General features: G+C 61.3%; 22 protein-coding genes. 11 read left to right on the plus strand and 11 right to left on the minus strand.

The genetic code is table 11. The annotated features are described in order from the left end of the window. Positions 1-208: 208 nt before the first annotated feature. The 4 genes from EX00_RS23995 to EX00_RS24010 all read left to right on the plus strand — a co-directional run bounded on the left by EX00_RS23995 (position 209) and on the right by EX00_RS24010 (position 3,400). On the plus strand, positions 209-970 hold the full coding sequence (locus EX00_RS23995) for a L,D-transpeptidase (RefSeq protein WP_047463698.1): 762 nt from the start codon (positions 209-211) through the stop codon (positions 968-970). Positions 971-1,406: 436 nt separating this feature from the next. After that, complete coding sequence (locus tag EX00_RS24000) at positions 1,407-2,108, plus strand: L,D-transpeptidase (RefSeq protein ID WP_047463700.1); 702 nt, start codon at positions 1,407-1,409, stop codon at positions 2,106-2,108. Between the two features lie 207 nt (positions 2,109-2,315). Further along, the gene (locus EX00_RS24005) at positions 2,316-2,987 is read left to right on the plus strand and encodes an outer membrane protein (RefSeq protein WP_047463878.1); all 672 of its coding nucleotides are present in this window, start codon (positions 2,316-2,318) and stop codon (positions 2,985-2,987) included. Between the two features lie 74 nt (positions 2,988-3,061). Next, complete coding sequence (locus EX00_RS24010) at positions 3,062-3,400, plus strand: DUF6881 domain-containing protein (RefSeq protein WP_047463702.1); 339 nt, start codon at positions 3,062-3,064, stop codon at positions 3,398-3,400. Positions 3,401-3,405: 5 nt separating this feature from the next. On the opposite strand, the gene glcF is transcribed toward EX00_RS24010, so the two are convergent. The 3 genes from glcF to EX00_RS24030 all read right to left on the minus strand — a co-directional run bounded on the left by glcF (position 3,406) and on the right by EX00_RS24030 (position 7,576). Further along, a complete protein-coding gene (gene glcF / locus EX00_RS24015; protein WP_047463703.1) occupies positions 3,406-4,725 on the minus strand; it encodes a glycolate oxidase subunit GlcF in 1,320 nt (439 codons plus the stop codon). 215 nt (positions 4,726-4,940) lie between these two features. After that, a complete protein-coding gene (locus tag EX00_RS24025; protein WP_047463707.1) occupies positions 4,941-6,140 on the minus strand; it encodes an FAD-binding protein in 1,200 nt (399 codons plus the stop codon). Continuing rightward, the gene (locus tag EX00_RS24030) at positions 6,137-7,576 is read right to left on the minus strand and encodes an FAD-binding oxidoreductase (protein ID WP_047463709.1); all 1,440 of its coding nucleotides are present in this window, start codon (positions 7,574-7,576) and stop codon (positions 6,137-6,139) included. Before EX00_RS24030 ends, EX00_RS24025 begins: the two co-directional genes overlap by 4 nt. 123 nt (positions 7,577-7,699) lie before the next feature. On the opposite strand from EX00_RS24030, the gene EX00_RS24035 reads away from it, so the two are divergent. The 6 genes from EX00_RS24035 (at position 7,700) to EX00_RS24060 (ending at position 14,312) form a co-directional block, all read left to right on the plus strand. After that, positions 7,700-8,596 carry a LysR family transcriptional regulator gene (locus EX00_RS24035; RefSeq protein ID WP_047463711.1) on the plus strand — a complete coding sequence of 299 codons (897 nt, stop codon included), beginning with the start codon at positions 7,700-7,702 and terminating at the stop codon, positions 8,594-8,596. 293 nt (positions 8,597-8,889) lie between these two features. Beyond that, positions 8,890-9,402 (plus strand): NUDIX hydrolase, encoded by a 513-nt coding sequence (locus tag EX00_RS24040; protein ID WP_047463880.1) that lies wholly within the window; start codon positions 8,890-8,892, stop codon positions 9,400-9,402. A gap of 103 nt (positions 9,403-9,505) precedes the next feature. Next, complete coding sequence (locus EX00_RS24045) at positions 9,506-11,044, plus strand: inorganic phosphate transporter (RefSeq protein WP_047463713.1); 1,539 nt, start codon at positions 9,506-9,508, stop codon at positions 11,042-11,044. Positions 11,045-11,054: 10 nt separating this feature from the next. Continuing rightward, complete coding sequence (locus tag EX00_RS24050; RefSeq protein WP_047463715.1) at positions 11,055-11,792, plus strand: 16S rRNA (uracil(1498)-N(3))-methyltransferase; 738 nt, start codon at positions 11,055-11,057, stop codon at positions 11,790-11,792. A 151-nt stretch (positions 11,793-11,943) separates the two neighbouring features. Beyond that, a complete protein-coding gene (locus EX00_RS24055; protein ID WP_047463717.1) occupies positions 11,944-13,317 on the plus strand; it encodes a glutamate--cysteine ligase in 1,374 nt (457 codons plus the stop codon). Positions 13,318-13,445: 128 nt separating this feature from the next. Then, a complete protein-coding gene (locus EX00_RS24060) occupies positions 13,446-14,312 on the plus strand; it encodes a DUF937 domain-containing protein (RefSeq protein WP_047463718.1) in 867 nt (288 codons plus the stop codon). A gap of 191 nt (positions 14,313-14,503) precedes the next feature. Here EX00_RS24060 and EX00_RS24065 read toward each other — a convergent pair whose 3' ends face one another. From EX00_RS24065 to EX00_RS24075, 3 genes are all read right to left on the minus strand, one after another. Beyond that, positions 14,504-16,207: an ABC-F family ATP-binding cassette domain-containing protein gene (locus EX00_RS24065; protein ID WP_080761319.1), complete on the minus strand. Its 1,704-nt coding sequence runs from the start codon at positions 16,205-16,207 to the stop codon at positions 14,504-14,506. A gap of 120 nt (positions 16,208-16,327) precedes the next feature. Continuing rightward, the gene (locus tag EX00_RS24070) at positions 16,328-16,906 is read right to left on the minus strand and encodes a dienelactone hydrolase family protein (protein ID WP_047463720.1); all 579 of its coding nucleotides are present in this window, start codon (positions 16,904-16,906) and stop codon (positions 16,328-16,330) included. A gap of 195 nt (positions 16,907-17,101) precedes the next feature. Beyond that, entirely contained in the window at positions 17,102-17,401 is a 300-nt protein-coding gene (locus tag EX00_RS24075; RefSeq protein WP_047463722.1) for a DUF1127 domain-containing protein, read from the minus strand. 196 nt (positions 17,402-17,597) lie between these two features. On the opposite strand from EX00_RS24075, the gene EX00_RS24080 reads away from it, so the two are divergent. After that, positions 17,598-18,551: a LysR substrate-binding domain-containing protein gene (locus EX00_RS24080; protein ID WP_047463724.1), complete on the plus strand. Its 954-nt coding sequence runs from the start codon at positions 17,598-17,600 to the stop codon at positions 18,549-18,551. A 27-nt stretch (positions 18,552-18,578) separates the two neighbouring features. Here the strand turns inward: EX00_RS24080 and EX00_RS24085 are convergent, their stop codons facing one another. The 5 genes from EX00_RS24085 to EX00_RS24105 all read right to left on the minus strand — a co-directional run bounded on the left by EX00_RS24085 (position 18,579) and on the right by EX00_RS24105 (position 23,116). After that, positions 18,579-19,223: a TetR family transcriptional regulator gene (locus tag EX00_RS24085; protein ID WP_047463726.1), complete on the minus strand. Its 645-nt coding sequence runs from the start codon at positions 19,221-19,223 to the stop codon at positions 18,579-18,581. A gap of 194 nt (positions 19,224-19,417) precedes the next feature. Continuing rightward, positions 19,418-19,855 carry an MAPEG family protein gene (locus EX00_RS24090; protein ID WP_047463728.1) on the minus strand — a complete coding sequence of 146 codons (438 nt, stop codon included), beginning with the start codon at positions 19,853-19,855 and terminating at the stop codon, positions 19,418-19,420. 43 nt (positions 19,856-19,898) lie between these two features. Beyond that, complete coding sequence (locus EX00_RS24095; RefSeq protein WP_047463730.1) at positions 19,899-20,489, minus strand: hypothetical protein; 591 nt, start codon at positions 20,487-20,489, stop codon at positions 19,899-19,901. 3 nt (positions 20,490-20,492) lie between these two features. Then, the gene (gene guaB / locus EX00_RS24100) at positions 20,493-21,977 is read right to left on the minus strand and encodes an IMP dehydrogenase (RefSeq protein ID WP_047463732.1); all 1,485 of its coding nucleotides are present in this window, start codon (positions 21,975-21,977) and stop codon (positions 20,493-20,495) included. A 215-nt stretch (positions 21,978-22,192) separates the two neighbouring features. Then, positions 22,193-23,116 carry an MBL fold metallo-hydrolase gene (locus EX00_RS24105; RefSeq protein ID WP_404944039.1) on the minus strand — a complete coding sequence of 308 codons (924 nt, stop codon included), beginning with the start codon at positions 23,114-23,116 and terminating at the stop codon, positions 22,193-22,195. Positions 23,117-23,386 lie beyond the last annotated feature (270 nt).

Below are 23,386 nucleotides of genomic sequence, written 5' to 3' on the forward strand. Positions count from 1 at the left end.
GACGATTCGAAGGCAAATCATCTCGATTCACGGTTTACCATTTGCAAACCGTCTTTCCAAACCAAGTCGTAACCTTGCCAAAAGGTTTATCGGCTTCGCGGCATTTTGATGAACAGGCATTTACCATTCGCTGGCGCGCAAATGTCACCATATTCGGGACCGGGCGAAATTACGCCCATCCTCGGCCCGTTTGTAGAGAGTTTGTCCGATGATGAAACAATGCATTTTATTCGCCATGAGCGCCGTGAGCCTGTTGGCATCCAGCGCTTTCGCCGATGATCGCTATCAGTCGCGCCCGCCCGTCATCGTCAGTCCCGACCTCACCGCCCCCTGGGTGATGCAGCTCGGCGGCGGCAATGTGCAGCCGGCCGTCTATCCGGTTCGCCCGGCGGCGCGGCAGGCGGTCAATCCGCAGGCGCAGCGCGCGATCCAGCCACGCGGCCTGTTCGCGCGCCCCGCCGTCCAGCAGGTGGCCGTCGTCAAGCCGCAATATCCGGCAATCCGTGGCCAGCTCGACCCACAATTCCTGCCGCAGGTGGTCGATTACCAGACCAAGGAAAAGCCAGGCACCATCGTCATCGACACCAACAATCGCTTCCTCTACCTGGTGATGGACGGCGGCCAGGCGCGGCGCTATGGCGTCGGCGTCGGCAAGCCCGGTTTCGAATGGGCCGGCGCCCATACCGTCACCCGCAAGCAGGAATGGCCGGACTGGACGCCACCTTCTGAAATGGTGGCGCGTGAGGCGGCCAAGGGCCATTATCTGCCGGCGCATATGGAAGGCGGCGAAGCCAATCCGCTCGGCGCCCGCGCCATGTATCTCGGCTCCACCCTCTACCGTATCCACGGCACCAATGCTCCCTGGAGCATCGGCAGTGCCGTATCCTCCGGCTGCATCCGCCTGCGCAATCAGGATGTCATCGACCTCTACAACCGGGTGAAAGTCGGGACGCGGGTCATCGTCATGTGATGAGCAACAAGATTACTGTAAATGCGGAGTCGATCTCGCCCTTGGCGGGCGAGAAAGCAAAATCAGCATTTAGCTTTAGCTAAGTGCTAGATTTTGCAAGAGAGGGGGTAGGCAGGGGCGCAAGATACAGACCCCCGCTCTGGCAATTTCAGTGGCTTAGAAATTGCGCTCAGCTTTTGAAGCTGTAGAGCTTCCGGTATCGCAATTCCTAAACCAGTGAAATTGCTTTCTCGCCCGCCAAGGGCGAGACAGGTCTCGGTGTCCACAGCAAAGATATCTTCCATTATTGGGTACTATAGTATCCCGACAATAATCTCCCCCTCGTCAGAATAGACAGCCACGCTACCGACGCGGTCTTTATCATACGCAATTTGATCTTGATCCTCCCACGCGTTTCGCTAGTTTCATGGCGGGTAAATCGAGAGGGGAATTACGGATGAAATCAATACTACCGGTCGTCACGGCGGCGGGCATCGCCATGTCGTGTCTCGCGGCGGCATCGGATGCAGCGGCTTTCACAGCCTCCGCGCCTCAGGTCGCGCAGGCCCTGCCCAGCAATGTGATCCGCGTATCGACAGCGCCGCAAGGGCAGGTCAAGCCGCAGTTTCAGCGGCGGGTCGTGCGGCTGGTGACCAACGAGACACCGGGGACCGTTATCGTCGATACCAACAACAAATATCTCTATCTCGTCGAGGGCAGCAATCGGGCGCGGCGCTACGGCATCGGCGTTGGTCGCGACGGCTTCGGATGGTCGGGGGTCGTCAAGGTTGGCCGCAAGGCGGAATGGCCGGGCTGGACGCCGCCGCCGGAAATGCGCATCCGCGAGGCCAAGAAGGGGCACAATCTGCCTGCCTATCAGGAAGGCGGCGAAGACAATCCGCTCGGCGCCCGTGCCATGTATCTCTACCGCAACGGCAACGACACCGCCTTTCGAATCCACGGCACCAACCAGCCCTGGAGCATCGGCCTGAACATGTCGTCCGGCTGCATCCGCATGATGAACAAGGATGTCACCGATCTCTATGAGCGCGTGCCGATCGGCACCAAGGTCATCGTTGTCGGCCCTGGCAACAAGCAGGGCGAAGTCAGCTACGAGGATCGCGGCGTCGACATTCTGCGGACGATGTTCGGCGGGTGATAAGCGACGGAGTGGTCGCATACCAGTGCGGCCACCCCCAACTGTTGCGCGAGAGTAACATCCCCAAACTTGTCGCCTGAGAAGTCCGCGAAACGGCCGGCTCCATTCAATCTGACGTCAGTTTTCTCGCCTAAGCCACAGCACGCCGCAAAAGAACTGTCACAGAAGCACGCTTAGATGACGGCACTTTGCATCTGGGGGCTTCATATGCGTCGTGCATTTCGCATCAAGCAGCCGGCTATCGCCGCGCTGGCGATTTCAGCTTTTGTCTTTACCGCCGGTTCGGCCTGGGCGGAAATGCAGTTTTCAGCCTATGGCGGTATCCAGGGTGCCACCGGCAGCAACGTCAAGACGTCGGACGGCGACAATTTCGATCCCGACTGGTCGGGAAAATCCTTCAAGATGCCACCCTATTTCGGCTTTCGCGGCATCTTCTGGCTCGACGACTTCAACAAGTCGAACTGGGGTGTCTCGCTCGACTATACCCATGCCAAGGTCTATGGCGATCTCGGCAATACGCCCGGCTGGTCGCATTTCGAGTTCACCGACGGCCTGAACATGCTGACGCTGAATGCGCTCTATCGCTTTCAGGATCCGGGCCGCAAGTGGACGCCTTATGTCGGCCTCGGCGCCGGCATCAACGTGCCGCATGTCGAAGTCACCCGCGCCTCCGGACGGACCTTCGATTACCAGTTCGGCGGCGCCTCGTTGCAGGCGCAGGCCGGCGTCAGCTATCAGATCAGCCAGCATTGGGCGACCTTCGTCGAATACAAGGGCAATTACAATTTCGTGGACAATGTCTCGATCGACAGCGGCGACACGTTGAAGACCAAGGTCTTCACCAACGCCATCAATTTCGGTGTGTCATTCAACTTCTAAAAAATTTGACCACGCGCCCTGCCTGTCCCCCAAAGCGATTCCCGCCTGGGGGTTCCTATGCTAAGCAATAGCGCATGAGCTTTTCCTATTACCAATGCGACTGGATCCATCCGGAAAACGATGAACCCGTCATGATCTATTACGAGGTGGACGACGCAGGTGTCGTTCCCCGGCTGATCGACGTGTTCGCCGACGGGCGCCGGCAGTGCATGTCCGTCACCGACTTTTCCGGGCAGAAATACAAGACGGCCAGCATCACCAGCCTGGTGGAAGGCTCGTTCTATGACGGTGTCGCCGGCTTGCTCGACGGCACCTTCTTCGAGGAGGGGCAGGACGGAATAAGCCTGACACCCATCGGCGCCGACGTTTTCGAGATGGAGTGGCAGTCGCATCGGCCGTCTTCGTCGCACTAGATATTTTAGGCGGCGGCCGGCTCCAGGCCCTTCAGTTTCGCTGGCATCTCTCCGCCATAGGCCCAGTCCAGCAATTCGACCGTGTGCAGGATCAGTATGCCCGTTCCCGTCGCGATCTGCGTGATGCAGCCGATATTGCCGGTGGCGATGACATCGGCCTTCGTCGCCTCGAGGTTTTTCACCTTGCGCGCCTTCAACTCGGCGGAGATTTCCGACTGCATGATGTTGTAGGTGCCGGCTGAGCCGCAGCAGAGATGCCCTTCCGCTGGCTCGCGGACGGTGAAGCCCGCCGTCTTCAACAACTGCTTCGGCGCCATGGTGATCTTCTGGCCATGCTGCAGCGAGCAGGCGGAATGATAGGCGACGGTGATGCCGCGCGGCATGTGCGCAGGCAAGTCGAGGCCGACGAGATATTCGGTGATGTCCTTGGCAAGCGCCGAGATCTTCGCGGCCTTGTCCGCATAGGCCGGATCGAGGCGCAGCTTGTGGCCATAATCCTTGATCGTCGTGCCGCAGCCGGAGGTCGTCACGATGATGGCGTCGAGGCCACCGGCCTCGACCTCGCGCATCCAGACATCGACATTGGCGCGCACGCTCGCCAGCGCCTGTTCCTCGCGGCCCATATGATGCACCAGCGAGCCGCAGCAGCTCTCGCCTTCCGGTACCACCACTTCGACGCCAAGGCGGGTCAGCAGCCGGATGGTGGCCTCGTTGATCCCTGGATCGAGCACCGGCTGGGCACATCCCGTCAGGATCGCCACCCGTCCGCGCCGTTCCGCCTGCGGCTGATGCAGCCCAGGCTTGGCAAAAGGCGACGGTGCCGGGATGGAGCGCGGCGCGAGATCTAGCATGGCGGCGAAGGGTTTCAGGGCCGGAATGCGCTTCAACAGACCCTTTAACGGCCGAGCCAGGCGCGCGAGGTTGAGCGCCAGACGGAAACGGCCGGGATAGGGCAGAACCGCAGCCAGCATGTTGCGCGTCAGCCGATCGAGCAAAGGCCGCTTATAGGTTTCCTCGATATGGGTGCGGGCATGGTCGATCAGATGCATGTAGTCGACGCCGGAGGGACAGGTGGTGACGCAAGCAAGGCAGGACAGACAGCGGTCGATATGCGTCACCACTTCCGCATCGGCCGCCCGGCCGTTTTCCAGCATATCCTTGATCAGATAGATGCGGCCGCGCGGGCTATCGAGCTCGTTGCCAAGCGTCACATAGGTCGGACAGGTAGCGGTGCAGAAGCCGCAATGCACGCATTTGCGCAGGATCGCCTCGGATTCGGCGACATGTGGATCGGCAAGCTGGGCAAGGGTGAAATTGGTTTGCATTTACACATGTCCCATTTCGAGCAAGGTCGAGCCCCTCATTCGGCCTATCGGCCACCTTCTCCCCGTTTGAACGGGGAGAAGGGGATAGACGCACCCTCCGTCATCCCTCAGCTTCACTCTACCCGACAAAGCGCCGCAAAAGAGGTCGTTCCCTCTCCCCGCCTGCGGGGAGAGGGCTAGGGTGAGGGGCTGTTGCGGACAAAAATCCAATCCCATCACGCCATCTTCCCCGGATTGAAAATCCCCGCCGGATCGAACTTTTCCTTGACGCGCGCCGACAATAGCGCCACCGCCTCCGGCTGCGGCTGGAAGGCCGGTGTCGTCGCACGGGCGGCGGGCGTGGCGCGCAGCAAGGTCGCGTGGCCGCCGCCGAGGGCGTGGATATAGCGGCGGACGAGATCGCCTTCCGGTTCCGATTCCATCCGCATCCAGACAAGGCCGCCCTGCCAGTCGTAATAGGCATCGACGCCGGCATCGAGACGAAGGGCGGCGACGAGCTGATGACCGATGCTCGGGGCGACAGAAACGCGCCAGACGGGGCGCATCGTGCCGTCGGCATAGGGCTTCACATCGCGGATCTCGCGCCAGAGCCGCCGGCTCTCCGTCTCGGCGAGCCGTATCACTGGCCCGAGGCTACCCATGGCGGCGGCCAGTTTTTCGGCCCTGACCGAGACCGAACCGGCCAGACCCTCGATGCGTAGCACAGTCGCCTCGCCTTCCGGCAGCTTGCCGTCGAGAAAGGTCCAGCGGACGGTCAGTGGCAGATGCGCGGCGCCCGATATGTCGAGCGGCAATGCCATCACCGCCGCCATGGCATTTGCCGCCTCGGCATCGTTGAGGCCGGAAACGACGATCGTCTCCTCCGTCTTTGGTCGCGGCGGCACGCGGAAGGTGACCTCGGTCAAAAGCCCGAGCGTGCCGTGCGAACCGGCCATCAGCTTGACCAAATCGAGACCGGTGACGTTCTTCATCACCCGTCCGCCGGCCTTGACGATCTCACCCTTGCCGTTGACGAAACGGACGCCGAGCAGGCTGTCGCGCGCGGCACCGCTGATGAAACGGCGGGGACCGGAAACATTGGCGGCAAAGACGCCGCCGATCGTCGGCTCCCCCTCGGTCGCCAGCAACGGCCGATGATCCATCGGCTCGAAGGCCATCATCTGGCCGCTGTCGGCAAGCGCTGCCTCGACTTCGGCAACGGGCGTTCCCGCCCGTACGGTCATCACCATCTCACCGGGATTATAGGCGACGATGCCGGTCAGTCCTTGCGAACATAATGTCGCGTCAGTGGCGACGGCATTGCCGAAGCCAGAGCGTGTGTTGCCGCCAATGACCGCCAGAGTGGCACCCCGGGCTGCATGGTCGCGAATGATGGCTGCGGCCTCGTCTTCTATCTTCGGCAGAAATTCGCTCATGCTGCGTTACGTCCGTCCAGCGGGAAGACCTTGGAAGGGTTGAGGATCCAGCCGGGATCGAAGGCGGCGCGCACCGACATCATCTGGGCGAGATCGACCTCTGCATATTGGTGCCGCATCAGGTCACGCTTCTCGATGCCGACGCCGTGTTCCCCCGTCAGGCAGCCGCCGGCGTCGACACAGAGCCGGAGGATATCGTTGCCCGCGGCTTCCGCCTTGGCAGCATCCTCGGGATCGTTGGCGTTGAACAGGATCAGCGGATGCATGTTGCCATCGCCGGCATGGAAGACATTGGCGACGCGCAGGCCATAATGGTCGACGATCTCTGTGGTCTTCTGCAGGACATAGGAGAGCTGGCTGAGCGGCACCGTGCCATCCATGCAGATATAGTCGGCGATGCGACCGGTGGCGCCGAAAGCGGATTTACGGCCCTTCCAGATCAGCGCCGCCTCGGTTGCCGACTGGCATTCACGCACGGTCTTGACCTTGTGGGCGCGGGCGATGTCGACGATGCTTTTCAGCATGTCGTCCATCTCCGCTTCCGAGCCCTCGACCTCGACGATCAACAGCGCACCGACATCGAGAGGATAGCCGGCATGGGCAAAGGCCTCGCAGATCTCGATCGCCTGCTTGTCCATGAATTCGATGGCGACGGGCACGATGCCGGCGGCAATGACATCGGCCACGCAGGCGCCCGCCTGTTCCGAGGTATCGAAGCCGAACAGCACGGGTCGCGCGCCCTCCGGCTTGGCGATCAGCCGCACCGTCGCTTCCGTGACGATGCCGAGTTGCCCTTCAGAGCCGCAGACGAGGCCAAGGAGGTCATAGCCCGCCGCATCCAGCGCCTTGCCGCCAAGATCGATTACCGTGCCGTCGGTCAGCACCAGCTTGACGCCGAGCAGGTTGTTGGTGGTGACGCCGTATTTCAAGCAGTGCGCACCGCCGGAATTCATGCCGATATTGCCGCCGATGGTGCAGGCGAGCTGCGAACTCGGGTCGGGCGCATAAAAGAAACCGTCGGCCGAGACGTTTTCGGAGATGGTCAGGTTGGTGACGCCGGCCTGCACGGTTGCCGTGCGGTTGGCGAAATCGACGTCGAGAATGCGGCTCATCTTGGAAAGGCCGAGCACGACGGCATCTTCCTGCGGAATGGCGCCGCCGGAAAGCGAGGTGCCGGCGCCGCGCGGCACGACGGGAATACCGTAGCGATGACAGTATTTCATCACGGCGGCAACTTCGGCCGTCGAGCGCGGCAGGGCGACGGCGAGCGGCATGCGGCGATAGGAAACGAAGGCATCCGTCTCGAAGGGCATCAACTCGCGCGGCTCGTGGATCAGGCATTCCGGGGCGAGAAGGTCGGTGAGATCAGCCACGATCTCGCTGCGGCGGGCCAGGACATCCGCGCGTGGTGCCAGAAATGAAATGGCCTCGGTCATGGCGTTCTCCTCCTGCATCCAAATCGGGATACAGCCTCTTTTTAACGCCATATCACGGTTATCACTTTCCCGAAATCGGCGCAAATGATAAGCATTTATGCCAAAACAGGAACAAGTTACGCCATGACCAACCTTGGGGATCTCGAAATATTCGCCAGCGTCGTCGCGACGGGCAGCATGTCGCTTGCCGGGCGTGCGCTCGGCTTTTCGCCAGCCGTCATTTCCAAGCGCATCAAGCGGCTGGAGGACAGGCTCGGCACGCGGCTCTTGCAGCGCACGACGCGGCAGATTTCGCTGACGGAAGCGGGCCAGGGCTTTTACGACCGGGTGCTCGCCATCCTCGCGGGGCTGGAGGAGGCCGAGGCCTACATCGCCGGCCGCTCCGCGCAGATGCAGGGCACGTTGAAAATCTCCGCTCCGACCTCCTTCGGCCGGCTGCATATCGCCCCGCACCTGAAGACCTTCATGCAGGCGCATCCGGACCTGGCGATCAATCTCATCCTGACCGACGAATTCACCGATATCGTCGGCGGCGGCTATGATCTTGCCATCCGCATTGCCGAACTCACCGATTCCAGCCTGGTTGCCCGGCGCCTGGCTCCTGTGCGCCGGGTACTCTGCGCCTCGCCCGCCTATGTCGCCGCCCACGGCATGCCCGAGGACATCGACGATCTGCGCCGCCATGTCTGCCTGCCGGCGCACAATCATGATCCGTGGCGGCTGGAGGGACCGAAGGGCGCACTGACCTTTCGTCCGGAAGGCATGCTGATCACCAATTCCAGCGAGGTCATTCGCGAAGCTGTCATCGCCGGCCTCGGCATCGCGCTGCGCTCCACCTGGGACATCGGCCCCGAACTGAAGGATGGCCGCCTGGTGCAGGTGCTGCCCGCCTATGAGGGCTCGCACAATGTCACGCTCTCGGCCGTCTACCCCAGCCGCCAGTTCCTGCCGGCGAAGGTACGCGTCTTCATCGATTTCCTGGCGGAATTGTATGGGCCGGTGCCTTATTGGGAGCGATAGGCGACCAGCGGAGGAAGATGTTGCGGCGGGAATGTTCGGACATGCCGAAGATTTATATTGTTTTCCCAGTATGATAGAAAGAGCCGGCGAGCAATTGCACCATCTGCGGCATGTAAACCGCACCCCATGTCGTTTACAGCACAATGACTGGCGAATATCAGGGGCCGAATCAGCTCGTTTTTTTCTACTGAACACTCAATAAAGATGTGGGGAAACACCATATGTACTCCCAAGCAATGCATAATTTTTCCACATAATGCTAATATATGACCGATTCTCAACTCAAGCTCTTTATGGTGACCCGACCCTTGGCCATTCTTACCCGTATCGCAAATGATGTGCAGCTCATGTTTCGGCGTCCGCCGCGACAGCAATATGCCGCGCTCTGCTATCGGATAAGGAAGAAGACGGGCGAGCTCGAAATGCTGCTGCTGACGAGCCGCGACACCGGCCGCTGGGTCATACCAAAGGGCTGGCCGATGCCGGGCAAGCTGTCGCATGAAGTTGCCGCCCGCGAAGCTTATGAAGAGGCCGGCGTGCATGGGACGGTGGAAACCGAACCGCTGGGCGCGTTCAGCTATGACAAAGTCCTGAAGGACGGCATCCAGGTGCCCTGCCGGGTCCAGGTCTATGCGCTTGATGTCAGCAATCTCGCCAAGAATTTCAAGGAAAAGGGCGAGCGCACGATAGAGTGGGTCTCCTGCGACGAAGCCGTCAAGCGCGTTCGCGAGTCGGAGCTGCGCGATATCATCCTTGCCTTCCAGGTGCGGATGACGGCAGGGCCTGCCACAGCGCAGTCAAAGTAAGCTGCTAGATATTCCCAACACATAAATTGCGCCGAAACGATCGCCGGGCATTGCCCGGTGCGCCGTGTCGCGTAAGACTATCCGTTTCGATTCTGAGAATGGCATGCCCGACGAACGACCGGCGACACTGACAAAACGGACGCTAGACAAGGACCTCGACAAACTCACCTATGTCGAGGATGCGGCCAACCATGTCACGAAGCTGCTGATCGCTCCCGGCCTTGGCCTGATCTTCCTTGGCCTCGCCATGTTTGTTGCCGGCATTTACGTGCTGGACCGGCCCGGTGCGACGCTGGTCATCGCCGCCGTGGCGCTTGCAGGCTACATGGCCATGAACATCGGCGCCAAGGACGTCGCCAACAATGTCGGCGCGGCGGTCGGTGCCCGCGCCATCACCATGACGCAGGCCCTGGTCATGGCCGCCATCTTCGAAATTCTCGGCGCCACGATCGCGGGCGGTCCTGTTATCAAGACCGTTTCGACCCATATCGTCGATACCGACCGGATCATCAGCAGCGGCAAGCTCGCCTGGTTGATGATGGCAGCGCTGCTGGCCGCCGCGCTCTGGATCAATTTAGCCACCTGGCTGAAAGCGCCGGTCTCGACCACGCATGCCATCGTCGGCGCCGTGGTGGGCGCGGGCGCCGCCGCCGTCGGGCCGGACATGGTCAACTGGCATGTGCTGGCGGCGATCTCCGCAGGCTGGGTGGTGACGCCCTTTCTCGGTGGCACGATCGCCGCCAGCATGCTGTTTTTCATCAAGACCTTCATCATCTATCGTAGCGACAAGATTGCCGCGGCCAAATACTGGATCCCCATTCTCATCGGCCTGATGGCCGGCGCCTTTTCCGCCTATCTTGTCCTGCAACTCGCCTCCAGGGATATGGTCGCCGGCCTCCCTACCCTGGCGATCGGCATCTGCGTCGGCCTGGTGACCTGGCTCTGCGCGCGCCCGCTCGTGGCGGCGCAGTCCGCCGGGCTGGAAAACAAGAACAGCGCGTTGCGCAAGCTTTTTCGCCTGCCGCTGATCTGTTCGGCGGCGCTGATGTCCTTTGCGCATGGGGCCAATGACGTTGCCAACGCCATCGGCCCGCTTGCGGCAATCGTGCGCAGCATCCGCCAGGGCGACGGCCTCAGCATCGTCGCCGGCGCCACCGGCCAGACCGTGCCCTACTGGGTGGTGCTGATCGGCGGCTGCGGTATTTCTGTCGGTATCCTGCTTTACGGCCCGCGCCTGATCCGCCTCATCGGCTCGCAGATCACCAAGCTCAACCCGATGCGCGCCTATTGCGTGGCATTGTCGGCGGCACTCACCGTCATCGTCGCCTCCTGGTTCGGCCTGCCCGTCAGCTCCACGCACATTGCCGTCGGCGCGGTCTTCGGCGTCGGCTTCTTCCGCGAATGGTACACCAGCCGCTCGAAACGGCGGCTGGACTACATGCGACAAAAGGCCGAAGCCTCCGGAATTGCCTGGCACGACATGGAAGAGGCCGACGAGCATAATCCCGACGAGATCCATCGCCGACGCCTCGTGCGCCGCTCGCATTTCATGACCATTATCGCCGCCTGGGCCATCACCGTGCCGGTTTCGGCCCTGCTTGCAGCCACGGTGTATTGGGCTATGGTCGCGCTCTTCATTTAAGAGGTTACCCATGCGCGCCAATTTCCGCATGCAGCGGCTGTTCGTGGTTTCGGACATCAAGGCAAATACCGGCATCGACGCCGATCAGGAGCAATTCAACTATCTGGCCAACGTGCTGCGCATGGAGGACGGCGCGGAGCTGTTGATCTTCAACGGCCGCGACGGCGAGTGGAAAGCACGCATCTCCTTTCCCTCGCGCAAGCGCATTCTGATGACGCCGGTCGAGGAGACGCGGCCGCAGCCCGCCCCGTCCGATCTTCACTATCTCTTCGCGCCGCTGAAAGTCGGAAGGCTCGACTATCTCGTGCAGAAGGCGGTGGAGATGGGCGCCGGCCTGTTGCAGCCGGTCATGACTCAACATGTGCAGGGCAAGATCACCAATCTCGACAAGGTCAGGGCCAATGTCATCGAGGCCGCCGAACAATGCGGCATTCTCGGCATTCCCGATGTCGCCGAGCCGGTAAAGCTCGCCGATCTTCTCGAACGCTGGCCAAGGGACCGCCGCATCATCTATTGCGACGAGGGCGACGCCGGGCAGAATCCACTGCCGCTTCTGGCTGATATCAAGGAGAAGCGCCTGGCGCTGCTGGTCGGCCCGGAGGGTGGCTTCTCGGAGGAAGAGCGCGCGCTGCTGCGCAGCCTGGATTTCGTCACGGCCATTCCGCTCGGCCCACGCATATTGCGCGCTGATACCGCAGCGGTGGCTGCCATGGCGGTTATCCAGGCGGCGATCGGCGATTGGGATTGATCTGAACATCCCTCCCCCCCGGATACATGATCCTATTTTTTTGAACGGCTATTGAAAGAAATTCACTTGCACCGTACCTCAATCCGCTGCAATCACCCATCCAATAGGTCCACGGCTTGCGCGGGCTTCTTTCCGAGATCAAGGTAATACCATGGCGCGCGATACCACCGACCAGACCCCGCTCTCCTCGGTCTCGGACATGACGGCCTATCTGGCCGACGGCAACAAGCCGAAGGAGCAGTTCCGCATCGGCACGGAACACGAGAAATTCGTGTTCTTCCGCGCCGACAACAGCCCCGTGCCCTATGCCGGCGACGCCAGCATTTCCGCGCTCCTGAAGGGCTTGCAGGCGAAGTCCGGCTGGGATCCGATCCTGGACCGCGACAACATCATCGGGTTGGCAGAGCCGACCGGCATGGGTGCGATCTCCATCGAGCCCGGCGGCCAGTTCGAACTCTCGGGTGCGCCGCTCGAAACCATTCACCAGACCTGCAAGGAATCGAACCAGCATCTGGCAACGCTGCGCGAGATCGCCGAGCCGATGGGTATCCGCTTCCTCGGCATCGGCGGCAGCCCGAAATGGACGCTGGCCGAGACGCCGCGCATGCCGAAATCGCGTTACGACATCATGAGCCGCTACATGCCGAAGGTCGGCACGGAAGGTCTCGACATGATGTACCGCACCTGCACGATCCAGGTGAACCTCGACTTCTCCTCCGAAGAAGACATGCGCCGCAAGATGCGCGTGTCGATGAAGCTGCAATCGCTGGCGACGGCGCTGTTTGCCTCCTCGCCCTTCACCGAGGGCAAGCCGAACGGCCTCTCCTCCTGGCGCGGCGAGATCTGGAAGGACACCGACAACCAGCGCGGCGGCCTGCTCGACTTCACCTTCCGCGACGATTTCGGCTTCCATGACTATGTCGAATGGGCGCTCGACATTCCCATGTATTTCGTCGTGCGCGACGGGCGCTATCACGACTGTACCCATGTCACCTTCCGCCAGTTCATGAACGGCGCGCTGAAGGGCGAGATCGCCGAGTGGGAACCGACCATGGGCGACTGGACCAACCATCTCTCCACGCTGTTTCCGGACGTACGCCTCAAGCGCTTCCTGGAAATGCGCGGCGCCGACGGCGGCCCGTGGCGGCGCATCTGCGCCCTGCCGGCCTTCTGGGTCGGTCTGCTCTATGACGACGCGGCCCTTGCCGCCGCCGATGAACTGACCAAGGACTGGACCTTCGAAGAGGTCAACACGCTGCGCGATATCGTGCCCGTGCATGGCCTGAAGGCCGCCATCAAGGGCCATGGCCTGTTCGACGTCGCCCGCGATGTCATCGGCATTTCCCGTAGCGGCCTGAAGAGCCGCGCGCGGTTGAACAGCGACGGCCAGGACGAAAGCGTGTTCCTCGCACCCCTCGAGGAGGTGCTCGCCAAAAAGGGCACGCTCTCCGACGATCTGCTGATGCTCTATAACGGTCGCTGGAACCAGTCGGTTGAACCGGTCTTCGAGGAATATCAATACTGAGGGCCGGCTCCAATTCCGCGGTGACCGGCCGATAGAAACCGGTATGCGCCCTCTTTTTTCCCGCTATACTATCTGAATCAAGCGCCGCCTGATTCAGAAGCGGCCTCATTGCGGGGGAAGGAACTTCGATGCTGCCACTCTTCGACATGATGATGCAGGCACAGAACGGCGCAGCCACTGAGGCGATGGCCAAGCAGTTCAACCTCGCGCAGGAGCAGGCGACCAAGGCGATGGCGGCGCTGATGCCCGCCTTTTCCTCGGGCTTCAAGCGCAGTGCGACCGACCCCTATAACTTCATGGGCGTGATGCAGGACATCACCTCCGGCAACTATGCCAAATATTTCGAAGACATGAGCAAGGCCTTCACGCCGCAAGGCATTGCCGACGGCAATAACGTACTGGGGCGCCTGTTCGGCTCCAAGGAGGTATCGCGTGCCGTGGCCGCGCAAGCCGCGCAGATGACCGGCATCGGCCAGGACATCTACAAGCGCATGCTGCCCGTCATGGCCGACACGCTGATGGGCGGCCTGTTCAAGGAAACCAGCGGCCAGATGCCCCAGATGGCCAATCCTTTTCTCAACACGGCAATGGGCGACATGATGCAGAACTGGCTGCAGAGCATCGGTTTTGCGCCCAAGCAGCAGCCGACGCCGCAGGCGAGCATCTTCGACAACCCCTTCACCCAGGCGATGGAGCTGATGTTCGGCTCGCAGCCTGCCGAGCGCGAAAAGCCCGCCGTCTCCAATCCCTTCCTCGACAATCCTTTCGCCAAGGCCTTTCAGGACATGATGCGCAACGTCTCGCCGGCTCAGGAACCGCCGAAGGAAGAGCCGAAAGCCAAGCCTGCGGCCCCCGGCGTCGATATGGCCGCCTATACCGAGATGTTCAACGCCATGTTCGACAGCGGCCTGGACGTGCAGAAAAACTATCAGAAGAACATGGAAGCGATCTTCGACAGTTATAAACCGGCGCAAGGTAAGCCTACGCCGAAATAGACGTGAAGACCAACTAGGTTGCCATACGCCTTCTCGCGGTGGAAGAAATGATCACAAAGTCTTTTCTGCAACGCAAGCTTCGTTGGAAAAAGACGGGTGATGTGGAGTTCATCTATACGACTATCGATCCATGTGATGGGGCGCTGGTTATTCGATTGAACGATTTTCCTGCGGAACCACTGTATACGCTCTTATGTGACGCGGCGCCGATTGAGAGCTTCGATAATTGGCCTCCGTCGTGGCAAATTGATTGAGCGGCCAAACTTGCTTTCAGATTGTCCCTTCATCCTGTCCAAGCGATCGGCTGCCCAATACGCAGGCAATTCCAATCGCCGTGAAATCCCGATCTCCTCCAGAAAAACCTCGTCATGACTGACGACCAGAAGCGCGCCGTCATAGGCGCGTAGCCCAGCCTCGACCGCGGCGATGGAATCGATGTCGAGATGGTTTGTCGGTTCGTCGAGGATCAGCAGCGGGGGCGGTGTCGGGCCGCCGAGGACACAGGCAAGGCCGGCGCGCAGCAATTGCCCGCCGCTGAGCGTGGAGACAGACTGAAGTGCGGCATCCGCCCTGAACATGAACCGGGCAAGGGCGGCGCGGCAGGCGTTTTCATCCGCCAGCGGGTTTATCCGCCGGAAGTTATCGCGGATCGAGACAGACGGATCGAGGAGGCTGACCCGTTGATCGAGCATGGAAAACGTGGTCATGACACGCACCGTCCCCGCCCACGGCTTCAGTTCTCCCGAGATCAGCGCCAGCAACGTCGTCTTGCCCGAACCATTCGCGCCGGTGACGGCGATCCGCTCCGGCCCTGTGATGTCGAGGGACAAATCGCAGATAACCGGCTGGTTCTGCTGGTAGCCTGCGGTCACGCCGTCGATCTTCAGAACGATCTTGTTGGCCGGCAACCCTGTCGATGGGAGCTTGACCGACAAGGGCTGGAGGATTTCGATGCGGCGGCGGGCGGCAACAGCCTCCTCAAGTGCCTCGGTACGCTGGCGTTCGGCAAGGCGCGCATTTTCTCCGCTCGTCATCTCGCTCCGTTCCTTCATCCCGCCCAGCAGGATACGCGGAATGCCACCCTTGGCGGCCTTCTTCTTGCCCATGCGATCTTTTCGCGCCTGCCGCTCCACCGTTGCCTGCGCAGCGCGGGCAACTTCAGTGACGCGCTTTTCGGCATCGGCAAGATCGTGTTCCGCCGCTGCGAGTTCGAGTGCCTTGCGCTCGCGGTAATGGCTCCAGTTGCCGCCGTAGCGCGTGGCGCCGAGCGAGGTCAGCTCGACGATGGCATCCATCGTGTCGAGCAATTCCCGGTCATGGCTGACGACGATTGCCCCGCCGCGCCAGCTTGCAAGCAGCTCGATTACAGCTCCCCGCCCCCCGCGGTCCAGGTTATTGGTCGGCTCGTCGAGAATGAGAAAATCGGGGTTTGTGAAGATCAGCACGGCAAGGCCGGCGCGCGTGCGCTGGCCGCCCGACAGCGCCGCAAGATGCGTCCGAGGCTCCACATCGAGGCCGGCGCGATCGAGCGCGGAGGCCATGCGCGCTTCCAGCGTCCAGTCAGCCGATGCTAGCTCCTCGGCCGTCGCCTCTCCCGCCTCGGCGCGCTGCAGAACGGCCAGCGATTCTCTGACATGAAAGAGATCGGCGATGGTTTCGTTGGAGGCGACCTGGACGCTCTGGCGGAGCACACCGAGGCTACCCGCGAAGGATATAGTCCCGGATTGGGGCCGCAGCTCACCGGCAATGAGCTGCAAAAGCGTCGTCTTGCCGACGCCGTTGCGGCCGACAAGGCCGGTGCGCTCGGCACTGAAACTCAGATCGAGATTGGAAAAAAGCGGCCGTCCGTCAGGCGTGGACCACGAAATATTGGAAAGTGTGATGGATGCAGGCATGGATACGGAATTCCCCGGTAACAAGGCTGGAAGGCATTGCGGTAGGGTTGAAATCCATTGCGGCACACATCCTGTTGGAATGAAGAATGATAGATAATTTAAGCGACAGCCATTTTCAGTTCAAGCCTGCGCATCGATCGCGTCTAGGAAGCTGAGGACACGGTTCCATGTCAAATCGGCCGCCTTGGCGTCGTAGTCGGGCAGGCTGGCGTCGGTATAAAGGTGGCCGGCGCCCGGATAGGTGAAGATATCGGCCGCGATTCCCGATCCTGCTGCGGCCGACCACCAGGCGGCGACATCCTCCGCCGGCTCGAAAGGGTCGGGGTCGGCGAGATGAAGCTGCAAGGGCAGGCCTTTACGGGCATTGCCCGCAATCTCGGCGATACCGTGCAGGAAGAGGATGCCTGCGGTCTGCGGTCGCTTTGGCCAGAGACTTGCCGCGACGGCAGCACCCATGGAAAATCCGCCCAGGACGGTTGACGCAGGCAAGCCGGCCATTGCCCATTCCGCACGCTCGCAAATGGTAGTCCAGCCGATTTCGTCCTTGAGCTTAAAGCCTTCGTCGCTCGAGCGGGCGGACCAGCCGTCATAGAGATCGGGCGCGAAGGCCTTGTGCCCTGCCGCCTGCAAGCGCTCGACGGCCTCCTCCTCGAAGGGGCGCAATCCATAAACGGAATGAAAGAGGATCACCGTCGCCATTGCCATAGCCTTCCGCTTCTTAGTCAAGTCGTAACATAAGGCGTTCGAAACACATGGCAATTTCCGCGATTGTTTTTTTCGTCGCCCGAAGCTGCTCTTGGAAAAGAAAAAACCCGGTGTCGGCACTGAGGCCGAACACCGGGCAAGAAGCAGGGCTTATTGGCTATCACCCTGCGGGGAAACGGTTGGCCGGCGTCAGCGGCGAATGCTGTCGAGGCCGAAGAGGCGCGCGCGGTGACGCGCCGAATTGCTCAGCTGACAGGACGGGTCCTCGAAAAAGGTCGAGGTCGTCAGCGCCGATGCGAGGTCCTGGCGGGTCAGGCCGATGTCCATCAGCTGGCTGTCGTTCAGCTCATGCAGATAATTGATCTCGCGGCGGTTGCGATATGCGCGCCAGACGGACGCCATCTTTTCGAAAGCAAGCGTCAGACGTGCCGTCAGGGGCAGCGACGGCTTTGCGTGGCCGAGATGTAGTGTCTGGTCTATCGTGCGCATTTCAAGGTCCTTTCCTTCAGGCACGCGCTAGCCGAGCCCCTTCCCGGTGGTGCGGGAAAGGGGTTGGCTGGGAGGAATTCAGCAGGAAGTCTGTCGATTGGTATGCTGATTTGCATTAGGAAGATGCCAAACACCTATTGATCAGTCCAACGAATGTTTCTAATGGTAAGCATCAAACTCTCTTATAGGTGAGATCATGTCCGCGCCGCTTGATAACGATCAGTTGCAGACTTTCATCGCCATCGTGGATTCCGGCAGCTTCACCAAGGCGGCCGACCGGGTGTTCAAGACGCAGTCGGCGGTGTCCATGCAGATGCGCCGGCTGGAAGAGCGCGTCGGCAAGCAGCTATTCATCAAGGACGGCCGCGGCAACCGGCTGACGGCCGAGGGCGAAAAGCTGCTCAACTATGCCCGCCGCATCATCCGCCTGAACAACGAGGCGATCGCCGCCTTCGACGACAACCGGCTCGAGGGCACGCTGCGCATCGGCACGCCCGACGATTATGCCGACCGCTATATGCCTGAGATCATCGGTCGTTTCGCCAAGACGCACCCGAATGTCGAACTCTATATCGTCTGCGAACCTTCCGTCGATCTCGCCGAGCGCATGCATCGCGGCGAGCTCGATATCGCGCTGGTCACCCATAATCCGCGCGAGAGAATGTCGGATGTGGTGCGGACCGAGCCGCTGTGCTGGGTCGGGTCGGCCAATCATCCACTCAAGGACGACGCTCCCATTCCGCTCGCTGTCGGGCGGCGCGACTGCCCGTGGCGCCAGCTTGCTTGCTCGGCGCTCGATGCCGGCGGCCGCGACTATCAGGTCCTGTTCACCAGCTGGTCCTGCACCGTTGTCGCATCTGCCGTGCTTGCCGGCATGGCGGTGTCGGTCATGCCGGAATCGGCGTTGCGCACCGGCATGAAGGTGCTGACACAGGCAGACGGCTTTCCGCCCCTGCCGCCGGTGCAAATCGGCATCATGAAGCGACCGGGCCTTTCGGTGTCGTTGATGAATGCCATCACCGCCCATATCTCCGCCTGTCTCGACAACATCACGCCGGCGGCGATCGACGATGATCTCGATGGCGAGGTGAAGACCTTTCCGCGCGCCTATCCGCGTCTGCGCGCCGGACATATTCTGCCGGGTTGGTGAAGAAGGCTTGAGGCGGTCGCTAAAACCCTACTGCCGTCCGTCTCCTGCCGGCTCCGTAAACAGCGTCGCCCGGATCATCCGTTTCAATTCGTTGAGCATGCGGACCGCCAGCACCTTGTCGCTCATGATGGCGAGGCGGACGGAGGCGCCGATCAGATGACTGAAAAGCTGCGTGCGGGCCTGAAGGTCAATGGAACTGCCGACCGGGAGAAAAGGCTCGATGCCCTCGAGAAAGATTTCGGCGACACGATTGCTGTGCTGGATATTGAGTTTCAGCAGATCCCCGTCCATTTCCGTCCCAAGCCACACGCCCATATAGGTCGGATCACCTCGGAATTCGCGGTAGTACCAGTCGACCATGCCGCAAACGAGATCGACGGCATGATCGAGCGATGAGACGGTGACGAAAACTTCCTTCGTCTTCTGCTGAACCAGAAGCGCATGGCGATCGAACAGCGCCGTGACGATCGCCGCCTTTTCGGGAAAATACTGGTAGACGGAACCGATCGGCACGCCCGCCACGGTGGCGAGTTCCGTCATCTTCATGGCGCTGACGCCTTTTTCCGCAATAAGCTGCGCTGCGGCCGCCAGAATGACATCGACGCGCTGGATGCTGCGTTCCTGTTTCGGCTGCTTGCGGAATTCGATGCGGGCTGGTTTTTCCGGGCTCATGCATTTCCCGTTTCATTGTCACAAAAGCGACGCCCGAAGACGCGGGCAGGCTATGCCTCAGGCATACTCAATGGACGTAAAGGGGAAAAATCCAATTTTACGTGTGATATGTAATAACGCACTCCAGGCGAGTCGACAAAGGCCGAAGCATGCTCCGGCCTTTGTATTTGCATAAAAGCGACGCTATGGGCCGCTCAGGCCGGCATGGCCTGCGTAACGGCGATCCAGATGGCGAGCCAAGCCCACATGCCGGCAAGGACGGTATAGCCAAGGGCGAAGAGCGGGCTGCGATAGCGCAGATTGTTGCTGGTGACATGCACATAGGCGTGAGCATAGCGCGTGACGACGAAGATCCAGGCGAGGATCACGGCCGGCAGATTATCCGCCTGGGCGATGAACAGCGTGATGCAGCAGGCATGGAAGAGGACGGGGAGTTCGAACTGGTTGGCGATGCTGTTGCGCACCACCAGGCTCTCGGACGGCTCCTCTGCGGCATGGTTTTCACGAAATTGCGACGGCCGGATCTTGCCGGCCTTGACCAGGTTGCGGCGGCGCAGGCCCAACAGTGCGTAGAGAATATAGACAAGCCCCGCATGGGCCACCATGGGCCACAACATTTCATAGCCGGTCACGCCGCCAACTCCTTTACGATTTCAAAACGGCTGAAGCGACCGCTCAGGACGACTTGGTTCCGCCGGGAGACAGGTAGCGAAAAATCGCGAAACGGGCCAGCAGAATGATGGTGATGACAAGCGACAGGAACTTCAGCCGCACGATGGTCGGCAGCAGGCTCGAGATCAGCGTCACGGTGCCGTCCGACGGCGTTGCCGGCGGATAGAGCAACAGGCCGGCAATATTCTCCGCATAATCCATCGCGCCATAGACGATCGGCAGGCAGAAGATCAGGACGATCATGGGAGGCTGGATCGGCCGGCCGAAAAAGGTGCCACCCGGCCCGACCAGCCGCAGCAGGCAGAACAGCAGCCCGCCGAGCACCAGCGGAAAGACCAGCTCAGGCCCAAGGTACATGCCATGCAGAACGGCCGCCGGATCGGGATGATCCTTGAGGTAGCGCACCATGGCGACGACATCTTCGGCCTCATAGCCGCCGACGCGCGCATCCAGCATCTGCTGGCCTGCCGCCACATCGCGAAAGGCGGTGACGAAGCCCGCGTAAATCCAGGCGAACAGCGCCAGGGACAGGGCGGCGAGGACCGCCGTCAGGCCCTGTAGGGACCTGACATTGCCTTCAGCGCCATTCCGCATCGATCAGCCGCCGGAGCCCGGATAGTTCGGGCTTTCGCGGGTTATGGTAACGTCATGGGCATGGCTTTCGCGAAGACCAGCACCGGAGATGCGCACGAAGGTGGCGCGCTCCTGGAAATCCTTGAGATCGGCGCCGCCGACATAGCCCATGGCCGCCTTGAGGCCGCCTGCGAGCTGGTGCAGCACGCCCGAGACCGGACCCTTGTAAGGCACCTGGCCTTCGATGCCTTCCGGCACCAGCTTCAGCGTGTCGCGCACTTCCGCCTGGAAATAACGATCGGCCGAGCCGCGCGCCATGGCACCGACGGAGCCCATGCCACGATAGGCCTTGAAGGAGCGGCCCTGATAAAGATAGACCTCACCAGGGCTTTCATCCGTGCCGGCCAGCAGCGAGCCGACCATGGCGGCCGATGCGCCGGCGGCGATGGCCTTGGCCAGATCGCCGGAGAACTTGATGCCGCCATCGGCGATGACCGGGATGTTCTGATCCTGCGCGGCCTGGACCGCCGACATGATGGCCGCAAGCTGCGGCACGCCGACGCCGGCGACGATACGGGTCGTGCAGATGGAGCCGGGGCCGATGCCGACCTTGACGGCGTCGGCGCCAGCATCGATCAGCGCCCGCGTGCCGTCATAGGTGGCGACGTTGCCTGCCATGATGCGAACCGAGTTGGTGAGCTTCTTGACGCGGGTGACCGCGTCGAGGACGCGCTGCGAATGGCCATGGGCGGTATCGACGACCAGGAGGTCGACGCCGGCCTCGATCAGGCGTTCGGCGCGCTCGAAGCCGTCGTCACCAACGCTGATGGCGGCGGCGGCACGAAGGCGGCCCTGCGCATCCTTGGAGGCATTCGGGTTGAGCTGCGACTTTTCGATGTCCTTGACGGTGATCAGGCCGATGAGACGGCCTTCGCCGTCAACGACCAGCAGTTTCTCGATGCGATGCGTATGCAGCAGGCGCTTGGCCTCCTGCTGCTGCACGCCGTCGGCAACCGTGATCAGGTTTTCGTGGGTCATCAGCTCATGGATCTTCTGATCCGGATTGGAAGCGAAGCGGACGTCGCGGTTGGTGAGGATGCCGACCAGTCGCTGCGACGTCTCGACGACAGGGATGCCGGAAATGCCGTGGGCCTTCATCAGGCCGAGCGCTTCGGCCAGCGTCGCGTCGGGGCCGATGGTAACCGGATTGACCACCATGCCGCTTTCGAACTTCTTGACCTGGCGGACCTCTTCGGCCTGCTGAACGGGGGTCAGATTGCGGTGGATAACGCCGAGGCCGCCGGCCTGGGCCATGGCGATGGCAAGACGGCCTTCCGTCACCGTGTCCATGGCGGCCGACATGATCGGCAGGTTGAGTTCGATGTCCTGGGCGATGCGGGTGGCGATATTCGTCTGGCCGGGCATGACCTCGGAGTGTCCCGGCTGCAGGAGCACGTCGTCAAAGGTAAGGGCGTCTAAACCGGTTGACGTTTCAATAATGCGTGCCATTGCCAATTCCTTCGTCTTTAAAAAACAGGACAGCTCCGGAACGAATCGTCTACCGGGCGATCTTGCAAGTGTTGCTTGGAAGTTGGCGAGGGCTGGTAACACGTCTATGACAGGAAGGGAATAGTAAAAAGCGCTGGACAGCCGCAGGCCAGCCCGAGCGCAAATGCATAGCCAGTCTCAGAATGCGTTTCTCGTCCTCCCTGCGCAGTCTGCTCTCACAGGTCGAACTGATAGGTCTTCGGCACATAGCGGAAACCTTCCGGCTGCTTCTCGACGAAGCCGACGGCCGGGAACGGCATGTGGAAGCCGAGGAAAGGGATGCGGTCGGTGGCGATCATGTCGAAGACCCGGCGGCGGGTCCTGGCGGCCTGGGCCTTGTCGGCATCGAAGCGGACTTCCCAGTCCGGGCGCCCGAGCGACAGGATATAGTGGTTGGCCGTATCACCGGTCATCACCAGTTGCTTGCCATCCGATTCAAGGTGAAAGACGAGATGGCCGGGCGTGTGGCCCGGAGCGAGCATCGCGGTCATACCGCCGACGATCTGGTCGCCCTCCTTGAGGAAGGTCATCTTTTCGGCAAAGGGCACGACATTGGCAAGCACCGCCTTGTGGCCGCCTTCGGCCGGCGTTCCTTCGCGGGCCTTGTCGGTCCAGAAGCCGTATTCGATCTCGCCGGTGACATAGCGGGCATTCGGGAAGGCCGGAGCGCTATCCTCCAGCAGCCCGCCGACATGGTCGCCATGCAGATGCGTCAGGGCAACGACGGTCACCTGGTCCGCCGTATAGCCGGCGGCCTTCAGGCCTTCGCGAAAACGGCCCAGACCACGAACGCGGCCGGCAGCGCCGAAGCCGGTATCGACGACTATGAGGTCGGAGCCGGTGTCGATGATGGCGGGCGCATAGCTGTTGACGAGTTTCTCGGTCGGCAGGAAGCTCTGCGCCAGAAGCTTGCGTACCGTATCCGGCGCCTGGTTCGAGCCGAAGGTTTCCCAAGGGTTATCCATGACATTCGCACCATCCTTGACGACGGTGACAGTGCAGGATCCCAGCTTGAACTGGTGAATTTCAGGCGGCAGAACAACACTCATGATTTCATTCTCTCCAATGGTGGCAGCGTAAGCCACGCCTGTCACCGTCATCGGCCATGGCAGGCTGGAACACGATCTTTCACGGCCGGTAATTTAGCCATGACATGTCCAGCCAAATCCGCTAATAGACCGGATGACGTTTTATGCGTTTAGCATTTACATGCGCTTAGCATATGTCAAACCTGGTAACCTATACCGGGCCATATCAAGCATCACGAAGACGTGATGCCCGGGAGGCCACGCGGTAGATTCGGGGATTGGCAGAGGCAGCACATAGGACTACAGAGCGGATGTCCGCCCCAGGCGGACCCTTTCCCGAAG

The sequence above is a fragment of the Martinezella rhizogenes genome, assembly GCF_000799715.1.
Classification (GTDB): domain Bacteria; phylum Pseudomonadota; class Alphaproteobacteria; order Rhizobiales; family Rhizobiaceae; genus Rhizobium; species Rhizobium rhizogenes_C.